The organism is Cytobacillus sp. FSL R5-0569 (assembly GCF_038007265.1).
Classification (GTDB): Bacteria; Bacillota; Bacilli; order Bacillales; family Cytobacillaceae; genus Cytobacillus; species Cytobacillus kochii.
On the sequence record NZ_JBBOWW010000001.1, the window covers coordinates 1,034,702 to 1,055,826 of the forward strand.

Sequence of the window (21,125 nt, forward strand, 5' to 3'; positions counted from 1 at the left end):
GTTCGTTCATAAAAGCCTCCAAGTTACACAACCTAGCCCATAGGAACATAAGTTATACATGTTTCTATGGGCTAGGTTTGTGGCTGCCATACCTCTTATATTAAAATAATTTGAGTTGGCCAATTCTTTCTACTGCCTCAATTAATCGTTCTTCATCGACAAGTAATCCCACCCGAACATAACCTTCTCCAAAGGTCCCAAAGCCTTTTCCTGCGGCAACAGCTACATCAGCTTTTTCCAGTAAGTAGTCAGCAAATTCTTCACTATTGTATCCTTCAGGCACTGGCATCCAAGCAAAAAACGATCCTGAAGGAGACTTGCCGTGCCAGCCAACCTTTTCACAAGCGTTCATGAATGCATTTCTACGTCTCTCATATCGAGCAACAAGTTCGTCTACACTTGTTTGATCCCCATTTAATGCATCGGCTGCAGCTTTTTGAATCGCAGGGAATAAGCTTACATACATATGGTCTTGAAGAAGGTTGATGGCTTCAATGATTTGTTCATTTCCAACTGCAAATCCAATTCTCCACCCAGCCATATTATATGTTTTTGATAATGTATACATTTCAATACCAACGTCTTTCGCTCCGGCTGTGGCTAAGAAACTTTCAGGTTTCTTTCCATCAAAGCCGATAGCACCATAAGCAAAATCATGCAAGATGGTAATGTTGTTTTCCTTAGCAAAAGCAACAGTTTCTTCAAAAAATGTGGAATCAGCTGTCGCGCCTGTTGGATTATTAGGATAATTCAAAAATAGTAGGCGGGCATCCTTTTTTTGTTTTTCTGTAAATTGCGAGTAATCAGGTAGAAACTGATTTGCTTCTTTTAAAGGAAAGGTTTCGTATTTTACATTTGCCAAAACCGCACCAGATTCATAATCAGGGTAACCTGGATCTGGTAAGAGCATTAAATCTCCCTCATTGAGTAGGCATAATGGAATTTCTACTAAACCTGCTTTTGCGCCAAAAAGGATAGCTACTTCTTTTTCAGGCTCAATTTCTACCCCATATTCACGCGCATAAAAGGAAGCGGCGGCCTTCTTTAATTCATTAATTCCTCTAAAAGGAGAATATTTATGTGTCATTGGGTCTTCTGCAGCTTGCTGAAGTGATTGTACAATATGTGCAGGTGTTGGCTGGTCGGGATTGCCTTGTCCTAGGTTAATAACATCTCTGCCTTCAAGTTTTGCAGCAGCAACTTTTTGAACAAGGGAAGCAAAAAATTGTTGAGGTAATTGCTTCAAACGATGCGATAATTCCATTTTAATCCACCTTCATTCATTTAATCTATATACGAACGCATTTTATAACCAAAAAGACAAATTGTCCAGTTAATTTTATATAAAAGGAAATATTCGATTTCCTTTTTTGTTTTAAAAGAATAAAGGAAAGGTAGTTGGATCACTAAACCCATTTTCTTGGGAGATTGGATGTAGCATTATTTCGAACATTGACAAAAATAAAAGAGAGTAGTAATATCATATCATAAAAATTAAATGAAAAGCTTATCCAGAGAGACTGAGGGACTAGGCCCTATGACGTCCGGCAACCCCCAATATTGGGAAGGTGCCAATTCCTGCAGAATGATATCCATTCATTCTGAAAGATAAGGCGGAATAAAACCAATGCCTCTTTCAGATGATGAATAGTGGCTTTTTTTATTGGTTAAAATTCTGGTTACAGCTATGGGGAGGAAACATAATGAGAAAGTGGCTAATTGTTTTATTCATTGCAACTGTTTGTTTACTAACAGCATGTGGCGGAGGTTCAGACACGAGTGGAGAAAAGGTGGATGAAACGAAAGAACTAAAAATTGGTGCTACTGCCGGTCCTTATAGTGATATGTTGAAAAAAGCTATTGTACCTGGTCTAGAGGAAAAAGGATATAAAGTAACTGTCGTAGAGTTTAGCGATTATATCCAACCTAACAAAGCTTTAAATGAAGATGATATACAAGCTAACCTTTTCCAACATACAATTTACTTGGAGAATTTTGAGAAAGAAAATAACATGGACTTAGCACCATTAATTATTGTACCAACAGCCCCAATGGGGATTTACTCGAATGTGTTTAATTCAATTGATGAGATTAAAGACGGTGCAACCATTGCTATTCCAAATGACCCAACGAATGCAGCACGCGCTTTAAATACGTTAAATGACGAAGGTCTAATTACGATTGATGAAAACGCCGATCCACTAACAGTATCTGAAAAAGATGTGAAGGAGAATAAAAAGAATTTAGTTTTTCAACCGATTGAAGCAGGACAATTACCAAGATCTCTTGAGGGTGTGGATCTTGCTGCAGTTCCTGGTAACTTTGCGTTGGCAGCCGATATGGACTTATTAAGTGCATTAGCACTAGAAAATATGCTTGATGATTATCGCAACGTGGTTGCAGTTAAAGCAGACTTTGAAGATAAACAATATGCGAAAGACTTAAAAGAAGTGGTCGAGTCTGCAGAATTTGAAAAAATTATCGACGAAGAGTTTCAAGGATTTGGAAAGCCAGCGTGGATGGAATAACGAAGTAATAATAAGCAAGAAACCGGACAAAATTATATGGATTTGTCCGGTTTCTAATAATAGTTGTAGAATACTGTTAAACTTATCTGTGCATAATTTGTATTTTGGTCATTCCTGTACTTATGGATTGTCGAACAACTTTTTCATCCTGGTCATTGACGTTTTTCAACCATTTGTGAAATATTGGTTGTAAGCCGTAAAAGGAAGTGACTCTTCTATACATTTCATCTTTATTGAATTTTGTTTGATAAGATGCGAGAGCTTCTTTGGTGAATTGATCTCCGAAATCCCAATATAGCCCTGCAAAGTCAAACGCCGGGTCCCCTATTTGCGTATCTGTAAAGTCTATAATTCCTGATATTTCCTTTTTGCTTGGATGATAAAGGATATTGGCACTTGTTAGATCACCATGAATCACCACTTTTGCTTCTTTAAATTTTGACACCGCTAAAAACATTTTATCAATTTCTTCTTTTTCTGCGTCTTTTAAGAACGGAAATATTTTTTTAATCAGGGCTTGATGTAATTGCGCCCAATAATTTTCACTATGTAGTTCTTCTATATTACATTTCTTTGCTTCATCTATATCCAGACGATGTAATTCTGTAAGAAATGTTCCTAACCGCTTGGCTTCATATAAAGGAGGAGTAATCAATGAATGAGATAATGCTTGTCCTTTAATGAAGTGGTAAAAAACACCAATCATTTGTCCGTCTTTATTATAAAATGGAAGATAATTTGGTATTTCAATAATGGAAGAAAGATATGAGAGCTGGTGAAGTAGCTTTATTTCCTTTTTTATTTTCACTAATACTTGTTTTGTTTTTGGTATTCGGATGACATATGTTTGATTAACAATATAAATATGATGATCCCAACCAGAATGATTGCTTTCAATCTGTATTTCCTGAAGATGCGGGAGATGGTTTTTAATTAATTCCTTCATGGAACAGTCTCCTTTTTTATTATTTTGTATAAATCGTTTTTTTGAGGGGGAAAATAGGCGAGACATCTTATAAAAGGGGAGTGAAAGCAATGGAAAAAAAGTATGATAATCAAGTGGATGAGAAAATTATTGCTGCTCAAAATGAAGCTCAACAATACAATCAAATGGATACAGAATTAGAACAGTCAGAAGAAGTACAAGCAGCAATGGAGAAAAGTTATGAGTATGAAGTGACGAATCAACAACCGACATATGAACCGAATAAACCATTTTAATTAGAAAGAAGAGACTTCCATTACGTGGAGTCTCTTCTTTCATTATAGCATACCTTATTTTACATTGATGCTGTTTGATGTGTCTGTTTACTCCCATTATGTTCGGTTCGTCCATAAACTAAAAAGTAAAGAATAATTGAAGCAATCGACACTATCCCCATGTAAATGTATAACATACTGTAGCCAGTTATAGGAATCAGTAAACCTAATAAATAGGGTCCAAAACCTAAACCACCATCGAGAAAGATAAAGAAGGTGGAAGTAGCTAGCCCCATGCGATGGGATGGCGTTAATTTGACCGCAATCGCTTGTGTACAAGACTGCATATTACCAAAGCCTAAGCCAATCAAAGCCCCCGCCACTAATAACATAACACCATTTGATGAATTACTAAGTAAGAATAGACCTACTCCAAATAAAATGAACGCTGGATACATCACGTAATTTGCCCCTTTGCTGTCCATTAATTTACCAGTGAAAGGACGGGATAGTAAGACAGCGATGGCATAGACAAAGAAGAAAAAGCTAGCAGCATTTACTAAGTCCTTTTCAATTGCATAAAAGTTAATAAAAGACAAGACGCTTGAATAACAAAATGCGACTGTTAATGTGACGAGTGCAATTGGAAGTGCCTTTGGTTCAATAAAGCTAGATAATTGAAAACCAGATGATTGAAATTGAGCTTTTTGATCTTCAGTTAACTCTTTCACATTCACAGTTAACCCGATAAGTAGGCCAATAATACCAAGAATCAAACAAAAAATGAAAATCGTATGAAAAGTTGTGTATTGACTCATTAACATACCGATAAAAGGTCCTATTGCTGTCGCTAAAGTATTACTCATACTAAAATAGCCGATTCCTTCACCTTTCCTTGTTTGCGGTATAACTGAAGCGACAATTGTACCACTTGCTGTACTTGCCATCCCTAATGTTAAACCGTGGATAAAGCGGGTAATAAGTAAGAAATTGACATCAATTTCAATAAAATAAAGACTTGTTGATAAACTAAATAATAGTAAGCCAATGATTAAAGTCTTCTTCCGTCCAATACGATCAATATATTTACCGATAAACAATCTTCCTACCAATGTTCCTATAATAAATATGCCAGTAACTAAGCCAGCTTGGCTGGCGGTCGCATGATGTGCTTCAACGGCATACACCGCAATCGTAACCATTAATAAATAAAACACTAATGTTAGAAAAAAGTTTACGGAAGAAACGGTGATAAAGTCCTTGGTCCATAATTTTTCTTTTGTTGAACTCATATTCTTTTCTTCCTCCTTACAAATTGCTTTTAATACTATCAAAAATACGAATACATTCTTCTTGTTCCTCAGGTGTGATTCCCTCTAATATTTCCATTTCGAACTGATCAATCGGAATGCGGATTTTTTTGTATATGCGTTCACCTTCGTTCGTTATTTTCATTTTCTTTTCACGTTTATCCATGCTTGGGATTTTTTCTACATATCCATATTCCTCAAGCTGATTTATGGTCCTCGTAACTGTTGGCTTTTCGACACCTTGATATGCAGCAATCTCTACTAAAGTTGTTGGACCAAAATGGTAGAGATAATAAAGGATTGTCCACTGTGCCCGTTGTAATTGATGTTTCGTTAATAAGCTGTTTAGTCTATTCTCAAAAGGGCGATAAAGCATCATAAAGTGATGAAAGAACCTTTGGCTAGCAATAATAATATTCACCTCATTTAAAATAGTTATCAATGGTAACTAATATACTATAACAAAAAGCCGTCTTGTCTGTCTATGGGCGATAGATTTTTTTCTGTAAAATGGTAAATGTTATGTTAAAATTGTATTTCTTTTAAGAGATGTTTGTAGGCGACATTTAAATTGTTATAATAACAAGTGTTAGTTAAAAGTGAAAAGTAGTACAATTAAGAAAATAATTGTCAATTTTCTAAAATATTGATATATTTAAATAGAACAATTGAATATTTTCAAAAATAGGTGTAAATAGAATGCTCGCTTGTCTATTTACTTAAAAGGGAAGTACGGTTGGATTCCGTCGCTGTCCCGCAACTGTATTTGCGAGTGATATGAAAGATACCACTGTTTCCTAAAAATGGAGATGGGAAGGTTTCGTATCATGTTGACCATAAGCCAGGAGACCTGCCTGTTTAGTGTAAACATCAATTCCTACGTGGATATAGGAGGTGTTAAGTACGGGTAATGAATACATGCCAAGGTCGCATGTTTATTTTAGTATTCGTTTGAACTTAACAACTTCTTTCTAGAAGTTGTTTTTTTAATGGATTGATATGGTAAAAAGGTGAGCAAGAACGGAGGAAAAAGCTTTGTTTGGAACCGTTCCTTATTATGTGAACATAATGAAATCAACGATCATGATGAACAGCTATTCTGCTGAGAGTTATAGTTTAAAAAGAGTATTAGATCAGTATAAAGAAGACATCCGAACACTCTCTGTAGAAGAAGAGAAGATCCAAATATATTTAAGGAATGCTGAAAGGGCTTACAGCATTGTCAGGCATGATGTAATTGGATGGGAGGAAAATGATTGTGAGCATGGAGGAGAAGTATATACCAGGGTTAGAGGGAATCATAGCTTCTGAGACCAGCATCTCATTTTTAGATACTGTTCATGGAGAGATTGTCATAAAAGGTTATGACTTAATTCAACTTTCAAAAACGAAAAGCTATTTAGATATTATCCATTTACTTCTAGAAGATCAATTACCAACAGACGAGGAAAAAAATTCATTAGCTAATACGTTAAAGTCCTATTATGAAATACCAACGGCCGTAATGGAGGTTTTTACTCATTTACCAAAAGGAACACATCCAATGGATGGGCTCCGCACTGGCATCTCAAGCTTGGCTGGATATGATTCGACCTTAGATGATAGGTCGAAGCAAGCAAATAAAGAAAGAGCTTATCGTCTACTTGGCGGAGTTCCGACAATTGTAGCTAACAGTTATCGTATATTACAAGGTCTGGAGAGAATTGAACCGGATAAATCCCTATCATATAGTGCCAACTTTTTCTATATGTTAACTGGTAGAGTACCTTCCGATTTAGAAGAAAGAGTATTTGACCAATCATTACTTTTATATAGTGAACATGAAATGCCAAACTCAACATTTGCAGCAAGAGTAATTGCTTCCACGCAATCCGATCTATTTGGAGCGTTAACGGGCGCAGTTGCAAGTTTAAAAGGTAGCTTGCATGGCGGTGCAAATGAAGCGGTTATGTACATGTTGAATGAAGCGGAAAGTGTCGCTGGCGTGGAAGGTCTCTTCTATAAAAAACTATTTAAAAAAGAAAAGATTATGGGCTTTGGTCATAGAGTTTATATGAAAAAAATGGACCCAAGAGCATTAATGATGAAGGAAGCTCTACAGGAGTTATCCATACAAAATGGAGATGATTCGTTGCTTCGAAAATGTGAAGCAGGAGAAAGAATCATGGAAGTTGAGAAAGGGCTATACCCTAATTTAGATTATTATGCCGCACCGGTTTATGGCATGTTAGGAATTCCTATCCCACTTTACACACCGATTTTCTTTAGTGCAAGAACGGTTGGTTTATGTGCCCATGTCATTGAACAGCATGAAAACAACCGCTTATTTAGACCGCGGGTCATTTATTCAGGTGCACGTCATACTTTACCAAATTGAGGAGGAGTACGAGTAAATGCTGAAAACGAATGAAAAGGTTGAAACCGATGTTATTTTAACGGAAATTGCTGATTATGTATTGGATTATGAAATAACAAGTGAAGAGGCTTATCGCACGGCACATTATATCTTGCTCGATACAATTGGTTGTGGAATATTAGCGCTTGATTATCCTGAATGTACAAAACTACTTGGTCCTGTTGTGCCAGGAACGGTTGTACCTAATGGAACAAGAGTCCCTGGTACATCATTTGAATTAGACCCCATTAGAGGTGCATTTAATATTGGCTGTATGATTCGCTGGCTGGATTACAATGATACATGGTTAGCTGCTGAATGGGGGCATCCTTCTGACAACCTTGGTGGTATTTTGGCAGTTGCAGATTATTTAAGTAGGCAACGTCTTTCAGTTGGTAAAGAGCCAGTTAAAATGATTGAAGTCCTGGAAATGATGATCAAGGCTCATGAAATTCAAGGATTATTAGCGCTAGATAATAGTTTAAATCGCGTGGGTTTAGATCATGTACTGTTTGTTAAAGTGGCAACAACTGCTGTTACGGCAAAGATGCTTGGTGCAACAAAAGAAGAGGTGATTCATGCATTATCACTTGCATGGGTGGATAATTCTGCATTAAGGACATATCGTCATGCGCCAAATACGGGTTCAAGAAAATCATGGGCTGCTGGAGATGCGACAAGTAGGGGTGTTCAGTTAGCTATGATGGCTGTGAAAGGTGAAATGGGCTATAACAGTGTCTTATCTGCACCTAACTGGGGATTTGAAGACGTTCTGTTTAAAGGGCAAAAACTTACCCTACAAAGAGAGTTAAGTGCTTATGTAATGGAAAATGTGTTATTCAAAGTTTCTTATCCGGCAGAATTTCACGCGCAAACTGCAGCGGAGTGTGCCGTTTCACTTCATCAAAATGGCGATGTGGGTGATTTAAGCGATATCGATCGAATTACGATTACCACACATGAATCAGCGATTAGGATTATCGATAAAACAGGTCCATTACATAATCCAGCTGACCGCGATCACTGTATTCAGTACATTACAGCTATTGGTTTATTAAAAGGAAATATTCGCGCTGAGGATTATGAGGATGATGTAGCTAGCGACCCCCGAGTAGACACCTTACGAGAGAAGATGGAGGTAGTGGAAGATCTGCAATACTCGAAGGATTATTTAGATCCGAACAAGCGCTCAATCGCTAATGCAGTTCAAATCCATTATAAGGATGGAACTTCTTCTGAGAAGATTGAATGTGAATATCCATTAGGTCATCGATTCCGCCGTGACGAAGCGATTCCAAAAGTATTGCAGAAATTCGAGTATAATATTAAAACTCATTTTTCAAACAAGGCACAAAAAAGCATTGCTGGAGCTATTTCCGATCAAGAAACGTTAAAAGAGATGGCAGTAAATGAATTTATGAATTTATTCTTAATCTAGGAGGGGATGCAAGATGGCATGGATTGTTCATAAACCTGTGACTCAACAAGATTTAGCTGAGCAATTTCGTTCAAAAATGCTAGATAAGAATATATTGCAAATACCTGGGGCGCATGATGCAATGGCAGGCTTAATGGCAAAACAAGCAGGCTTTCATGCTCTGTACTTATCAGGCGCTGCATATACGGCAAGTAAAGGACTGCCAGACTTAGGTATGGTTACATCTACTGAGATGGCAGAAAGGGCGAAAGAAATTATTCGAGCAACTAATTTGCCATTACTTGTTGATATTGATACAGGGTTCGGTGGGATATTAAATGCGGCAAGAACAGCTGTAGAAATGCAAGAAGCTGGAGTGGCTGCTGTGCAGATAGAGGATCAAAAGTTACCGAAAAAATGTGGCCATTTAAATGGAAAACAGCTTGTAACATCAGAAGAAATGATACAAAAAATTAGAGTAATTAAAGAAGTTGCCCCTCATCTAATGATAATAGCAAGAACAGACGCACGAGCGGTGGAAGGACTTGATGAAGCGATTGAACGAGCGAAAGCATATGCAGAAGCTGGAGCGGACGCTATTTTCCCAGAAGCATTAAAAACGGAAGAAGAGTTTAGTCTATTTTCACAAGCGATTTCAATTCCTTTACTAGCAAATATGACTGAATTTGGTCAGACACCGTACTACTCAGCGGATGAATTTTCACAAATGGGCTTTCAAATGGTTATCTACCCTGTTACTTCATTAAGAGTGGCAGCGAAGGCATATGAAAACGTTTTTAATATCATTAAAGAAACAGGGTCACAAAAAGATGCACTTGCTAATATGCAAACAAGAAAAGAACTATATCAAACAATCAGCTATGATGATTTTGAAGAATTAGATGATACATTAGCAAAAACTATATTGACAGAAGAATAATTGTATAGGCGTTCGGTTATACAGCCGAGCGTCAACCTTCCTTAATTATTTTACTTCATAAAAGATTAGGAGAAATGAAAAAATGAACGCAAGGAATGAAATAATTATACAGCACCTAATTGGGGAAATGGCCAGTAATAAATACTTTATTAATGTGTTATTGCATAAACAAGAAACGCTCAATGATAACCTTATTTGGCTTATGATGAAGTTGAAAAAGCGTGGTGAAATGAAAATCACGGATATCTCTACAGATTTCTATATGTCCCCAGCAGCTGCAACGAATATGAGTGATAAATTAAAGGTACTTGGTTTTGTAACTAAAAGTAGAGCACATAATGACCGTCGAATTGTTAGTGTTCGTTTAACACAAGAGGGAGCGGCCTATATTAATGCCTTATTTAATACTTATTCGTATGAACAATTATGTTCTCTTCAACAGCAAATATCTACCATCAATACTTCTCTTGAAAAAATAGCAAAAATTATCTAATGCTTTTTTTCCCGAATAAAAGAGGATAAGGTCATTTAACAGTAGGTTCTGTTTTACTCACCTTATCCATTTTTATATATTCTTTCGGATATCGTTCATATAATACTTGAAAGCCATAATTAATTAATGCATAGGCGAAGGCAGAAATAAATAATGAAAATGATGTGAATTTATACAATTTATAATGACCAATTTTTTGAAAGAAAGCATTGAAAGGATAGGCAAATAAAAGGTCAATAATTAGATTAAGACCGACATATCGAAAAAACTTCCCGTATGTTAAATGGAACACCCAAATATTAATTGTGAATAAGGGTCCCAATATAAAGGCAATTGAATCATAAAGCATGTATTTCTTTCCGCCCTTTACCCTCCACCATTTAAAAACAAACGAAAATAATGTTTCAATTAAAAGGATGCAAGAGCAAAATAAAGTAACAGGAAGAAACCTTTTAATTGATTTACCAGGAATAAAAAACATCGTTCCCCATAAGATGATGGCATTAAATACACGAAAGAAATTAGCTGCACTCAAGTTTACCCTCCTCTAAAAACATTATTATCATTAGAATGTGATACATCAATAAAATTATGTGTGCAAGATGTATTTTTAAGAATATATCTAGTTGGTAAAAATGAACAATATAAACAGTAATAATAAGCGGAGGCATTCTATGAAGGGAATTGGCATTCTTCAATATGGCGATATTCACCAATTACGTGAAATTGTATTAGTAACACCACCAGTTGGTGATGACGAGATATTAATTCAAATAAAAGCGAGTGGCGTGTTAGAGAGTGACTGGCAATTAAGGTCGGGGCAACGTTTGAGTGACAATCTTAACTTACCGGTCATTCTAGGAAGTTCGGGAGCCGGAATCATTAAAGCAATTGGAAAAGACGTCTCCCAGTTCAAAGCTGGTGACAAAGTTTTCTTTCTAACAACTATTTCTACATATGGGACATATGCCAACGAAACGTTAGTACCATCATCTAATGTTTGTCTCATGCCTAATAATTTAACATTCATTGAATCGGCTGCTCTATTAGAAAGTAGTATAGCGGCATGGCAAGCAACAGTTGAAGGGAGGGTGAGGGAAGGAAGCCATGTTCTAATTTTAGGTAGTCAAACGAATGTAGGTTTGATGCTCATTCAATTATTAAAGGCAATGGGCACAGTGGTAGGCATACTTTCCGAAGATGTAAAGCAGAAAGATGTCATTCATATTGATGGGGATTGTCTGGATCCTATTCATAAGCAACAACGCTTTGATCTACTAATTGATACAATTGGACAAGGCTATCCATATTTAAGTGCGTTAAGGTGGTTGAAGCCAGAAGCAGAAGTGCTAAAATTCACAAAACCGAAATTTCAAGTCGTTGATAAAGAATGTTTGTCAATAAGATATATTACTACATATTCAATTAAGAAGGGGTTAGAACAGATAAAACAATTAGTAGAAAAAGGTAATCTAACCCCAGTTTTGGCGCATGTGTATCCGTTGAATATTGAAGGTATACAAAAAGCCCACATAAAAAAACAATATGGTCACTGTCAGGGGGAAATTGTTGTCTGCCATCGAGGATAAAAGTAGTTAAGATTTTTTAGAGTTTGATAAAATAACTACAATCATTTCGTAACGCGAAGTTTTCTACCTACCAATCACCTCTAGGCATGTTATAATAATTTATGAAAATTCAGAATGAGGAGGTCGCTACCTTTGACACTATTGCAAGATATTTATCAAAAATCACTCTACACTTTAAGCGGTCATGGAGTGCGACAAGTGGAAGTGCTTAAAGAAGCCTTCCGTCATGTACCAGAAGATGTCACTAGCGATTTTTACGGGGAAGGTCAAATCATTGCAGAATTTGAAAAAAAGATGGCAACATTATTAGGAAAAGAAAAAGCAGTCTTCTTTCCGAGTGGAACAATGGCGCAACAAATTGCTCTGAGAATCTGGAGTGATAAAAAACAATCAAAAAAAATTGCCTATCATCCATTATGCCACCTAGAAATTCATGAACAAGATGGCCCTAAGATGCTACACGAGTTTGATGTAACATTCGTCAGTGAAGAAAGTAGACCTGTAGGCTATGAAGAGATTAGTCACTTAGATGAGTCGTTCGCTGCATTGTTATTAGAGTTGCCGCAGAGAGAAATAGGCGGGTCCGTACCCCCATTTTCAGAACTTCTGCAAATGGCGAATCATTGCCGCGAGAATAATATTAAACTACATTTAGATGGTGCGAGATTATTAGAAGTGCTTCCTTATTATGAAAAGAGCGCAGAAGAAGTAAGTGCATTATTTGACAGTGTATATCTTTCTTTTTATAAAGGTGTAGGTGGGATAGCTGGAGCAATTTTAGCAGGTGATGAGTCTTTTATTGAAGAAGCAAAGATTTGGAAAAAAAGGTTCGGCGGAGATCTCATTAGTCTTTACCCTTATATCATTCCAGCAGACTATTATTATGAAAAAAGAAAAGATAAAATGAAGAGATATTATGAAATATCACGATTCTTCGCTGTGCGATTTAATCAAATAAATGGTTTATATACAAAACCAAAAATACCCCAATCAAATATGTTCCATCTTTATTTTGAAAAAGACATCGAGGATATAGAACAATTGTTGAAATTGGTGTATGAGGAATGCGGTGTGGGTATCACATCTAGAGTTCAAAAGAAAGATAACGAGTATTTTGCTGAAATTAGTTTTGGTGATGCAGTTACGGTTATACCAGAAACAGTAATAGAAAAAATGTTTTTAACAATCAAACAAAATATATAATTCTTATTCATAGAATGAGAGAAAAAAATATATACAGGAAAGCAAAAAGCTGCTTATGCAGGCTATTAGGAAGAAATATTGATGACTCCCTTTTAGGAAAAATATAGAAATGCAAGAGGCGATAGATATGAGAAGAAAGACAATGCTATCAAAGTACTGAAAGGTGAGTTTTCTGAAAAGTAAGCTTATCAAGATCGAAAACAAAAAGATGAGAAGGATAAGTAGAACTTTAAAAGATATCAATGGACATTCCTCCTTCTATAAAATTTGTAATGGACCTCTGAAGTAGCCTTTATATTAGTATATGTATACATAGTGAATCCTCTCAAAAAAAGGGTGCCGTTCATAAAAAAACGGCAAATATCACAGTTTGATTAAGGAGATGTTAACAATTAAGGTGATCATTATCGGATCAGGCATAGTTGGAGCGAGTGCTGCTTATCATTTAAGTAGAAACGGCATCGATGTTACTGTAATTGATGCGAACCACGAAGGTAGGGCATCTGCTGCAGGAGCTGGAATTGTTTGTCCATGGATTACTCATCATAAACATCCAGATTGGTATACATTGGCTCGAAGGGGAGCTTTGTATTATGGAGAGCTCACTAAAGAATTAGAAAATGATGGTGAATGGGATATAGGATATAAACAGGTTGGTGCACTGGCAATAAGCAAAGAGGATGAGGTAATAAAACAATTTCAAGCGGAGGCAATGAGCAAACGAGCTGCGGCTACGCCTGAGGTAGGAGATATTAAGCGCTTATCAGGGGAGGAAGCACGAGGTTTATTCCCGCTATTGAATATAGAATATCAAGCACTTTATGTGAGTGGGGGAGCTAGAGTGGATGCACATTTACTTTGTCAAGCGATGCAAAGAGCGTCTTCCTTACATGGGGCTCAATTTGTAGAAGGCAAAGCATGTCTTACTCTAAAGAATGGGCATGTAGTTGGTGCAGAGGTAAATGGAGAATTATATGCGTGTGACCAAATCATTGTAACGACTGGCGCATGGACAAATGAGTTTCTTTCACCCCTTCATTGTTCTATTGCTATTAAACCACAACGTGGGCAAATTATTCATTTCGGTGTAAAGGAACATATTACTTCAGACTGGCCAGTTGTTATACCGGATTCTAGTTACTATATGCTTGCCTTTGATGATCAAAGAATCGTTGTAGGTGCAACGAGAGAAACGGGGGCAGGATTTGATTATCGATTGACAGCTGGAGGAGTGAAAGAAGTAATTGAAGCAGGACTGGAGATGGCAGCATCATTAGAAAATAGTTCAATTTCCGAGATGCGTGTAGGTTTTAGACCAATGGGACCCGACACCCTTCCGTTATTAGGTAAACTGCAAGGACATCATAATGTCACTATAGCCACAGGCTTGGGGCCGTCGGGGATAACAATGGGGCCTTACATAGGCGTAGTAGCTAGTGAAATCGCTTTGAATCATACTTTACCATTTGATCTTACTCCTTATGACCCCTTAAGATAATGAATGATGTTTTGCCTTGGTCATTGATACCAAGGCAATTATTTTTGGAAAGGATGAGGTTTGTGATTTATAAAAAAGAGATAAAGGGTCAGGTTATAGAAGTGAAAATGGAATGGCCGTAAAAGTAGAAATGTCGCTTGAAATAATCTCAATGTAATCTGCCGTTCATTGTAAGTGGAAATTGATTACGTGAAAATATAAAACAGATGTATATCTTACTCAAGAAGAAAAAAAAGGGAGAATTGTAGCTAAAAAGAAGATCCGAGCAGAAAAAAATTAGGCGTCATTCGCTAAGGAAAAACGCGCTAAAGATGATATGGGATAAGGGGAAGAAAATTCTCCAAAACTTTGTTCAATATTGATTCATAGGTTAATTACTTAATATGATATAGATGTTATTACCCACTTGCTTGATCTCTCCCAAAAAATGGCCAATCCCTTCTATAAAGATGCCATCTATTGTCTGTTCCGGAGGGTGATTAATGACAAATTGTAGCTGTAACACATCGTTTAATCTATTTTCTGTTAAGGCTAATACAGGTCGTGAAAAATATATGGACTGCTCTTGAAGACGTATGGTCAAACCGTTTTTATGAAGGAAGTTTTTATGCGATTGTATGGTATTCATAGGGTCAAATTGTTGAATCCTTCCTTTGCCTATCAGTGTTAGAAGGAACCCATTTGTTTTTTTAAAACTGCTAATTTCAAGCTCTTTATTCATTTCAGCTTCCTGAATAAGATCGTCTAAGGAAAATGGCAGATGCATTTTCTTTGGTGCTCTAGCTATTGGTTCAAATTCTTTTTGTAAGATTTCATAAATAGTTAGTTGATGTTCGAATAATTCTTCTTTCCATTGTGGAGAGAATTTCTCAAGTAATAAACAAAGAGCTAAACCTGAGGGATAGCAACTATGTCTTATTCTATTTGTCATAATAGAGTAGTCTGTTAATGACTTAATATAACGCTCAAGTACCAGTTCATCTGTTTGGTTGACGATATCTTTATATGCAAGGAATTCGATAAAAAACGCCGGTCCTTCAATTGTTTCAATACGGCTTTCATACTGTACCAACTCATTGTACTGCTCTTTTCTTTTTTCTCGCCAATATATGAAGGCTTGAATCGCTTCTCTTTGTCTATTGATATTAGTAATACGTAATGCGTGGTTAAGACACTCTCTTTCTTGGATTCTCCATTGAATATTTTCTCTTTCAAGAGGATAAGCAATTCCTACTAATTCATTGGGAAAACGTTTTTCTTTCTTATGATATTGATGGCAATGAAAAAGCTCATGAATAAGGGTGGCGTATACTTCCTCTTTATTAAGATTATTTATGTCGACAATGGCTGTTACTTCATTTTCGAAAATTATTGAGGTAGAGCCCGTAAATTGATTGTTCCATGGTAGTATGACTTCTTGACCATTAAAATGTGGATGATGATATAAACAAACAGACTCATGATCATAATAGGCATAAGGTGAAGCGATAAAATGTGGCCAATAGTTTGGGAGCATTGTATGAATGGTAGTCACTTCAGTTAATTGTTGGTTGATCATAATCATCTCCTTCATTAGAAGTATTAGTAAATGATAATATATAAACCTAGTGCAATAATAGATAGGATAATCAGGATAATATATATAAGTGAAAGGTTTCTACTGTTTTTCTTTGTAGAAGATCGATAATTGTCATCACTGCGACTTGTCAATAACAAAGTACCAACAATAGCAACAATGAGTAAAAAGATTATAATGCCGTATAATACAGTCATGAGGTTCTCCTTTTCTCATACTTATTCAATCATCTAGGGGTATCTAGTCAAATGTCTTTCTTATGATTATAATGGAAGAGGTTGTATTTTTATAGCTATAGATTGTCACTTCTTTTTGAAGATATTGTGAAAAGGTTTACTTAAAAAGTTATAAATACTTTTTTAGTGTTACAATATAATTGAAATTTCTTATGGAAGGGAAAGTTCCTCTTGTTATGGAGAAAGGTATTAGCATGAATAATTCAATGCAGCAACTCGAAAAGCGTCAACCAATTACAAGAATTCTAGCTGCTACCATTAAAACAGGGATTATAAAATCCAATTTGTTTCCGATGTTCGCAGGGTTAACGCTAGCCTTATATACGTATGATTATAGTATTTTAGACAAGATACCAGCAATATTATTTGCCTTATTTGGCTCTATTTTTATTATCGGCTCTGCCGGTGCCTTCAATAATATTTATGATAGAGATATTGACTCTATCATGGAGCGTACGAAGACTAGGCCAACAGTAACAGGAGATATCACTACTAAATCAGTGTTAATTCTAGCGACAGTGATGGGATTAGTAGGTATTATTTTGTTATCATTAGCAACTCCGCTAGCAGGATTGCTCGGTTTTTTAGGTTGGTTTTTTTATGTTGTACCTTATACTATGTGGACAAAAAGAAGAACCATTTATAATACGGAAGTTGGGAGTATCTCCGGAGCAATGCCTCCTTTAATTGGATGGGCTGCTATTCATCCAGATATTTTACACCCGGCAATATTAGGCTTGTTCGTCATTCAAGTTATTTGGCAAATGCCACATTTTTATGCGATTGCCATTCGTAAACATGATGACTATAAAGCGGCAAATGTTCCGATGTTACCTGTTGTAAAAGGAATACGTCGCACCTATTTACAGACAAATGTCTATCTTGTTTTGTTAATTTTAACAAGCTTTTTATTTTGGCCATTAAGCCCTGGGTTAACGCTTGTATCATTGTTACTTGGTATTGGTTGGTTAATTCTTAGTATCTATGGTTATAAGAAGATGGATCCGAAGAAATGGGCAAACGCTTTATTCGCCTATTCACTTATCCATATGACAGTCCTTTTTTCAACGGTAATTATTTATTCTTTAGTAGGGATTATTTTTAATTTGAAGTAATTAAGTATGCGATCTTAGCATCATTTGAACTCGAACAATACAGTGTTCGAGTTTTTTTATTTGCTGTGCAAGTTGGGCAGTGGGCAGTTCGATGTTTGTTCTTTCTAGTTCGCATTTAGTGCATGTGATGATGATCAGAATAGGGGGGGAACGCGTCAAAAATTCGTGTCGATGGTGAAAATTGATTGGAAAAGGTAAGAAACGCGTCAAAAACCCGTGTCGAGAGAAAAATTTGATTGGAAAAGACAAGAACCGCGTCAAAAATCCGTGTCGAGGGTAAAATTTGATTTGAAAAGGTAAGAACCGCGTCAAAAATCCGTGTCGAGAGGAAAATTTGATAGGAAAAGGTAAGAACCGCGTCAAAAATCCATGTCGAGAGGAAAATTTGATTGGCAAAGGCAAGAAACGCATCAAAAATCCGAGTCGATGGTAAAATTTGATTGGCAAAGGTAAGAAACGCGTCAAAAATCCGAGTCGATGGTAAAATTTGATAGGAAAAGGTAAGAAATGCGTCAAAAAATCCATGTCGAGAGAAAAATTTGATTGGCAAAGACAAGAACCGCGTCAAAAATCCGTGTCGAGAGAAAAATTTGATAGGAAAAGGTAAGAAACGCGTCAAAAATCCATGACGGTAGAAAAAATTAATTGGATACCTGACGAGTAGGCGACTAAAAGTAGTGTCAAGTCGCCGAGTTATTTTCTTTAACCATTATTTATAGATCAGATGCTACCGGATCCTTCAGGTGAGCGAATTGAATTTTTCATCAATACAAATAGTTAATGGCGTAAAAGTAGCGCCCTGACTTCCGAATGTTTTAAGGTTTTCTTTCTTCCTTCTGTTTAATATTAACGATTGGCAGCTTAGAGGTATAATTCAGCATTTCTATCAACTGTTCCGTCATATGAGTCGGACTATATTTAAAGCCTCCTTTTACCCAGGATATAATAAGTCCATAGAGGCCATATACATGATAGTTTGTTAATAATTCATGATTAATGGCATTTGGGATATGATCAAAGCCAATTTCATCATAGGAAAGCTGCGTTAAAACGGAAATAATCTTATCTTGAAATCCAGAGAGTGCGTGAGAATGAATCATAACTGAATAGAAACTTCCGTATTGATATACATGTTCAAAAATCTTTACACTTGATGTTGTTAAATTTTCAATATGTAATTTTCCAATGCCGATATATGGTTCGCGATAGCTCCGAATAAGGTCATCTAGTATATCGTTAGTTAATTCTTCCAATAATTCTTCTTTCGTCTGAAAATGTTTATAAAAGGTGCCGCGATTTAAATCCGCTTTTTGTACAAGGTCAGTCACTGTGATTTTTTCAAACTCTTTTTCAGCCATTAGAGTAATAAGAGCATCTTTTAGCCCTTTTTTAGATTTATGAATTCTTCGATCATTTTTCATCAACAATTCACCTTCCCTTTGTTGATTAACTTTTATTAATATACAAGTGATAGCCAATGTATTTATTATTGAACAAATGCTATCTGTTTTGCATATTGTTACTTAAATTATAGAAGATTAAACTGAAAGAGTACAAACTATTTTGATAGCGCTTTAATGAAAGTGCATAAATGAAAGGGGTAATTTTCTATGAAACTAAAAGATCAAGTAGCCATTGTAACAGGTGCAGCATCTGGTATGGGAAAAGCAATTGCTGAGTTATACGCAAAAGAAGGTGCAAAAGTGGTTGCAGCCGATTTAAATAAAGAGGGTGTAGAAGCAGTTGTGGACACCATTAAATCAAATGGTGGTCAAGCAATAGCTCTTAGTGTGAATATTGCTAAATTAGATGAAGTTGAAGGAATGATTGATGCTGCGGTAAAAGAATTCGGTACGTTAGATATTCTAGTCAATAATGCAGGTATCATGGATGCAATGGAACCTGTAGGAGATATTACAGATGAAAAATGGGATCTTATCTTTGATATCAATACAAAAGGTGTGATGCGAGCTATGCGCAAAGCTATTCCGATTTTCCTCGAAAAAGGAAAAGGCGTGATTGTAAACACAGCTTCAACAGGTGGTTTAAACGGTGCGCATGCTGGTGCAGCTTACGGTGCATCTAAGCATGCAGTTGTTGGCTTAACAAAAAACACTGGTTTCATGTATGCAAAAGAAGGAATCCGTTGTAATGCTATTGCACCGGGTGGGGTGGCAACAAATATTGCGTCAGCCTTAAAACAACCAAATGAATTCGGAATGAGTCGTACAAGTTTAGCGTCTGCAGTCATGCCACGTGTTGGTACGCCGGAAGAAATTGCGAAAGTGGCTTTATTCTTAGCTTCGGATGAATCTAGCTTCGTGAATGGTACGGTCATTACTGCTGATGCTGGTTGGACAGCAGCATTCTAATATACTATTGATATTAATGGATATAATACTTGTTTAAAGAGGATAGTTGAGTATAGAAAATATGCTCAATCTATCCTCCCTTTGTACAACAAATGGCCTCATTTACAATAACAACCAAAATCATTTATGGTTGTGCTAACGCTGTCTGTTGTTGGAGAACATAAATTTAGAAACTCTTTTTAAACCTCTATATACCCCTCTAAATAAGCTACAGCTTCTCCAGCTATTTTTACAATCTCACCTAAATCAGTACAATATAGTTTTCCTCCTCTTTCTGATAATTGTAATGCGATAAGCTTATCTTTATTCAATCTATCTTTCCAAAAAGGAACTAAAGTACAATGAGCAGATCCTGTAACGGGATCTTCGTCTACTCCAGCCTTTGGAGCAAAAAATCTTGATACAAAATCTACTTCTTTTCCTTTTGCTGTCACTATTACACCAAAACCATCTAATTTTTTTAGTTCATCCATATTTAATTCAAGAGTTAAAATATCCTGCTCTGTCTCAAATACTGCCATGTAATCTCTAGATTTATAGACCTCTTCAGGTACTTTACCTAAACCTTTAATCAAAGCTTCTGGGGGATTAGATTGTTTCCCTTTTCTTGAAGGGAAACATAAAGTATAAAGGCTGTCTTCATTAATAACCTCTAGAACTCCACTTTTAGTTGTAAACTTTATATTTTTTAAATTCTCATCTAAATATGAGTTTATGACATAAGCTGATGCTAATGTGGCATGCCCACATAAATCTATTTCTCCTTTTGGAGTAAACCATCTTAACTCATATTCATTCTCCTTTTTTACAAAAAAGGCTGTTTCAGATAAATTATTCTCATTTGCAATTTTTTGCATGAGTTCATCCTTGATCCACTCATTTAACGGACATACCGCCGCTGGGTTTCCTCTAAAACGTTCATTAGTAAATGCATCAATTTGATAAATCGGTATTCTCAATTCCAAAATCTCCTTTACAATGAGATACTTTTAAACATTCATAGAAATTTTATTACACCATCCATTTTAATTATAAATTATTCCTCAACTAATTTGCGCGGGGGAGTTTCTAATCAAACTGCTTATGGTATTTATAATTGAATAATAATGATTGTCTTATTGTATTCGTTCATTCACAAAACTTTTGTCGAGACAGTATTAAAGCAATTTATTACCGGTTATCCCACTATTCACGTGGCATGTGATAAACTAAAAATATTCAAAATGGAGAGAAGTGTTCGAGATGAAACAGGA

At 36.1% G+C, this 21,125-nt stretch carries 21 protein-coding genes and 2 riboswitches; of the genes, 12 read left to right on the forward strand and 9 right to left on the reverse strand.

Annotated elements, in window-relative coordinates; all coding sequences use genetic code 11:
• Window positions 1-100 precede the first annotated feature (100 nt).
• A complete protein-coding gene (locus MKX78_RS05430) occupies window positions 101-1,264 on the reverse strand; it encodes a pyridoxal phosphate-dependent aminotransferase (RefSeq protein WP_095370292.1) in 1,164 nt (387 codons plus the stop codon).
• A gap of 240 nt (window positions 1,265-1,504) precedes the next feature.
• A riboswitch (SAM riboswitch) is annotated at window positions 1,505-1,615 on the forward strand.
• Window positions 1,616-1,703: 88 nt separating this feature from the next.
• On the opposite strand from MKX78_RS05430, the gene MKX78_RS05435 reads away from it, so the two are divergent.
• A complete protein-coding gene (locus tag MKX78_RS05435) occupies window positions 1,704-2,528 on the forward strand; it encodes a MetQ/NlpA family ABC transporter substrate-binding protein (protein ID WP_307317105.1) in 825 nt (274 codons plus the stop codon).
• 82 nt (window positions 2,529-2,610) lie between these two features.
• Here the strand turns inward: MKX78_RS05435 and MKX78_RS05440 are convergent, their stop codons facing one another.
• A complete protein-coding gene (locus MKX78_RS05440; protein ID WP_095370290.1) occupies window positions 2,611-3,474 on the reverse strand; it encodes an aminoglycoside phosphotransferase family protein in 864 nt (287 codons plus the stop codon).
• An 89-nt stretch (window positions 3,475-3,563) separates the two neighbouring features.
• Between MKX78_RS05440 and MKX78_RS05445 the strand changes: the two genes are divergently transcribed.
• Window positions 3,564-3,749, forward strand: coding sequence for a hypothetical protein (locus MKX78_RS05445; RefSeq protein ID WP_095370289.1), 186 nt, complete (start codon window positions 3,564-3,566; stop codon window positions 3,747-3,749).
• 59 nt (window positions 3,750-3,808) lie between these two features.
• Here MKX78_RS05445 and MKX78_RS05450 read toward each other — a convergent pair whose 3' ends face one another.
• Together MKX78_RS05450 and MKX78_RS05455 are read right to left on the reverse strand one after the other, a co-directional pair.
• Window positions 3,809-5,020: an MFS transporter gene (locus tag MKX78_RS05450; RefSeq protein WP_095370288.1), complete on the reverse strand. Its 1,212-nt coding sequence runs from the start codon at window positions 5,018-5,020 to the stop codon at window positions 3,809-3,811.
• Window positions 5,021-5,036: 16 nt separating this feature from the next.
• Window positions 5,037-5,480 (reverse strand): MarR family winged helix-turn-helix transcriptional regulator, encoded by a 444-nt coding sequence (locus MKX78_RS05455; protein ID WP_224934930.1) that lies wholly within the window; start codon window positions 5,478-5,480, stop codon window positions 5,037-5,039.
• A 227-nt stretch (window positions 5,481-5,707) separates the two neighbouring features.
• Window positions 5,708-5,910: riboswitch (cobalamin riboswitch) on the forward strand.
• 163 nt (window positions 5,911-6,073) lie between these two features.
• Between MKX78_RS05455 and MKX78_RS05460 the strand changes: the two genes are divergently transcribed.
• From MKX78_RS05460 to MKX78_RS05480, 5 genes are all read left to right on the forward strand, one after another.
• A complete protein-coding gene (locus MKX78_RS05460; protein WP_307317097.1) occupies window positions 6,074-6,349 on the forward strand; it encodes a hypothetical protein in 276 nt (91 codons plus the stop codon).
• Entirely contained in the window at window positions 6,294-7,415 is a 1,122-nt protein-coding gene (gene mmgD / locus MKX78_RS05465; RefSeq protein ID WP_341052718.1) for a citrate synthase, read from the forward strand. The genes MKX78_RS05460 and mmgD overlap by 56 nt, the downstream gene beginning before the upstream one ends.
• 16 nt (window positions 7,416-7,431) lie before the next feature.
• Entirely contained in the window at window positions 7,432-8,871 is a 1,440-nt protein-coding gene (locus MKX78_RS05470) for a bifunctional 2-methylcitrate dehydratase/aconitate hydratase (RefSeq protein ID WP_341050156.1), read from the forward strand.
• Between the two features lie 13 nt (window positions 8,872-8,884).
• Entirely contained in the window at window positions 8,885-9,790 is a 906-nt protein-coding gene (prpB, locus tag MKX78_RS05475) for a methylisocitrate lyase (protein ID WP_095370283.1), read from the forward strand.
• An 82-nt stretch (window positions 9,791-9,872) separates the two neighbouring features.
• Window positions 9,873-10,283, forward strand: coding sequence for a MarR family transcriptional regulator (locus MKX78_RS05480; protein WP_095370282.1), 411 nt, complete (start codon window positions 9,873-9,875; stop codon window positions 10,281-10,283).
• A 31-nt stretch (window positions 10,284-10,314) separates the two neighbouring features.
• On the opposite strand, the gene MKX78_RS05485 is transcribed toward MKX78_RS05480, so the two are convergent.
• Window positions 10,315-10,818, reverse strand: a complete 504-nt coding sequence (locus tag MKX78_RS05485) for a hypothetical protein (protein ID WP_233435300.1) — start codon at window positions 10,816-10,818, stop codon at window positions 10,315-10,317.
• A 139-nt stretch (window positions 10,819-10,957) separates the two neighbouring features.
• Here MKX78_RS05485 and MKX78_RS05490 point away from each other — a divergent pair, with 139 nt between their 5' ends.
• The 3 genes from MKX78_RS05490 (at window position 10,958) to MKX78_RS05500 (ending at window position 14,573) form a co-directional block, all read left to right on the forward strand.
• Window positions 10,958-11,872, forward strand: coding sequence for an NADP-dependent oxidoreductase (locus tag MKX78_RS05490; RefSeq protein WP_341050158.1), 915 nt, complete (start codon window positions 10,958-10,960; stop codon window positions 11,870-11,872).
• Between the two features lie 114 nt (window positions 11,873-11,986).
• Entirely contained in the window at window positions 11,987-13,075 is a 1,089-nt protein-coding gene (locus tag MKX78_RS05495) for a threonine aldolase family protein (RefSeq protein ID WP_445662658.1), read from the forward strand.
• A gap of 382 nt (window positions 13,076-13,457) precedes the next feature.
• Window positions 13,458-14,573, forward strand: coding sequence for an NAD(P)/FAD-dependent oxidoreductase (locus MKX78_RS05500; RefSeq protein WP_341050161.1), 1,116 nt, complete (start codon window positions 13,458-13,460; stop codon window positions 14,571-14,573).
• A gap of 370 nt (window positions 14,574-14,943) precedes the next feature.
• Here the strand turns inward: MKX78_RS05500 and MKX78_RS05505 are convergent, their stop codons facing one another.
• Both MKX78_RS05505 and MKX78_RS05510 read right to left on the reverse strand, forming a co-directional pair.
• A complete protein-coding gene (locus MKX78_RS05505; RefSeq protein ID WP_341050163.1) occupies window positions 14,944-16,131 on the reverse strand; it encodes a hypothetical protein in 1,188 nt (395 codons plus the stop codon).
• Window positions 16,132-16,154: 23 nt separating this feature from the next.
• A complete protein-coding gene (locus MKX78_RS05510; RefSeq protein WP_095370279.1) occupies window positions 16,155-16,346 on the reverse strand; it encodes a hypothetical protein in 192 nt (63 codons plus the stop codon).
• Window positions 16,347-16,579: 233 nt separating this feature from the next.
• On the opposite strand from MKX78_RS05510, the gene cyoE reads away from it, so the two are divergent.
• A complete protein-coding gene (gene cyoE, locus MKX78_RS05515) occupies window positions 16,580-17,500 on the forward strand; it encodes a heme o synthase (RefSeq protein ID WP_307317071.1) in 921 nt (306 codons plus the stop codon).
• 815 nt (window positions 17,501-18,315) lie between these two features.
• Here the strand turns inward: cyoE and MKX78_RS05520 are convergent.
• Window positions 18,316-18,921, reverse strand: a complete 606-nt coding sequence (locus MKX78_RS05520) for a TetR/AcrR family transcriptional regulator (RefSeq protein ID WP_233435297.1) — start codon at window positions 18,919-18,921, stop codon at window positions 18,316-18,318.
• A 189-nt stretch (window positions 18,922-19,110) separates the two neighbouring features.
• On the opposite strand from MKX78_RS05520, the gene MKX78_RS05525 reads away from it, so the two are divergent.
• Window positions 19,111-19,872, forward strand: a complete 762-nt coding sequence (locus MKX78_RS05525; protein ID WP_095370277.1) for an SDR family oxidoreductase — start codon at window positions 19,111-19,113, stop codon at window positions 19,870-19,872.
• A gap of 179 nt (window positions 19,873-20,051) precedes the next feature.
• On the opposite strand, the gene MKX78_RS05530 is transcribed toward MKX78_RS05525, so the two are convergent.
• On the reverse strand, window positions 20,052-20,831 hold the full coding sequence (locus tag MKX78_RS05530) for a PhzF family phenazine biosynthesis protein (protein WP_341050166.1): 780 nt from the start codon (window positions 20,829-20,831) through the stop codon (window positions 20,052-20,054).
• Window positions 20,832-21,125 lie beyond the last annotated feature (294 nt).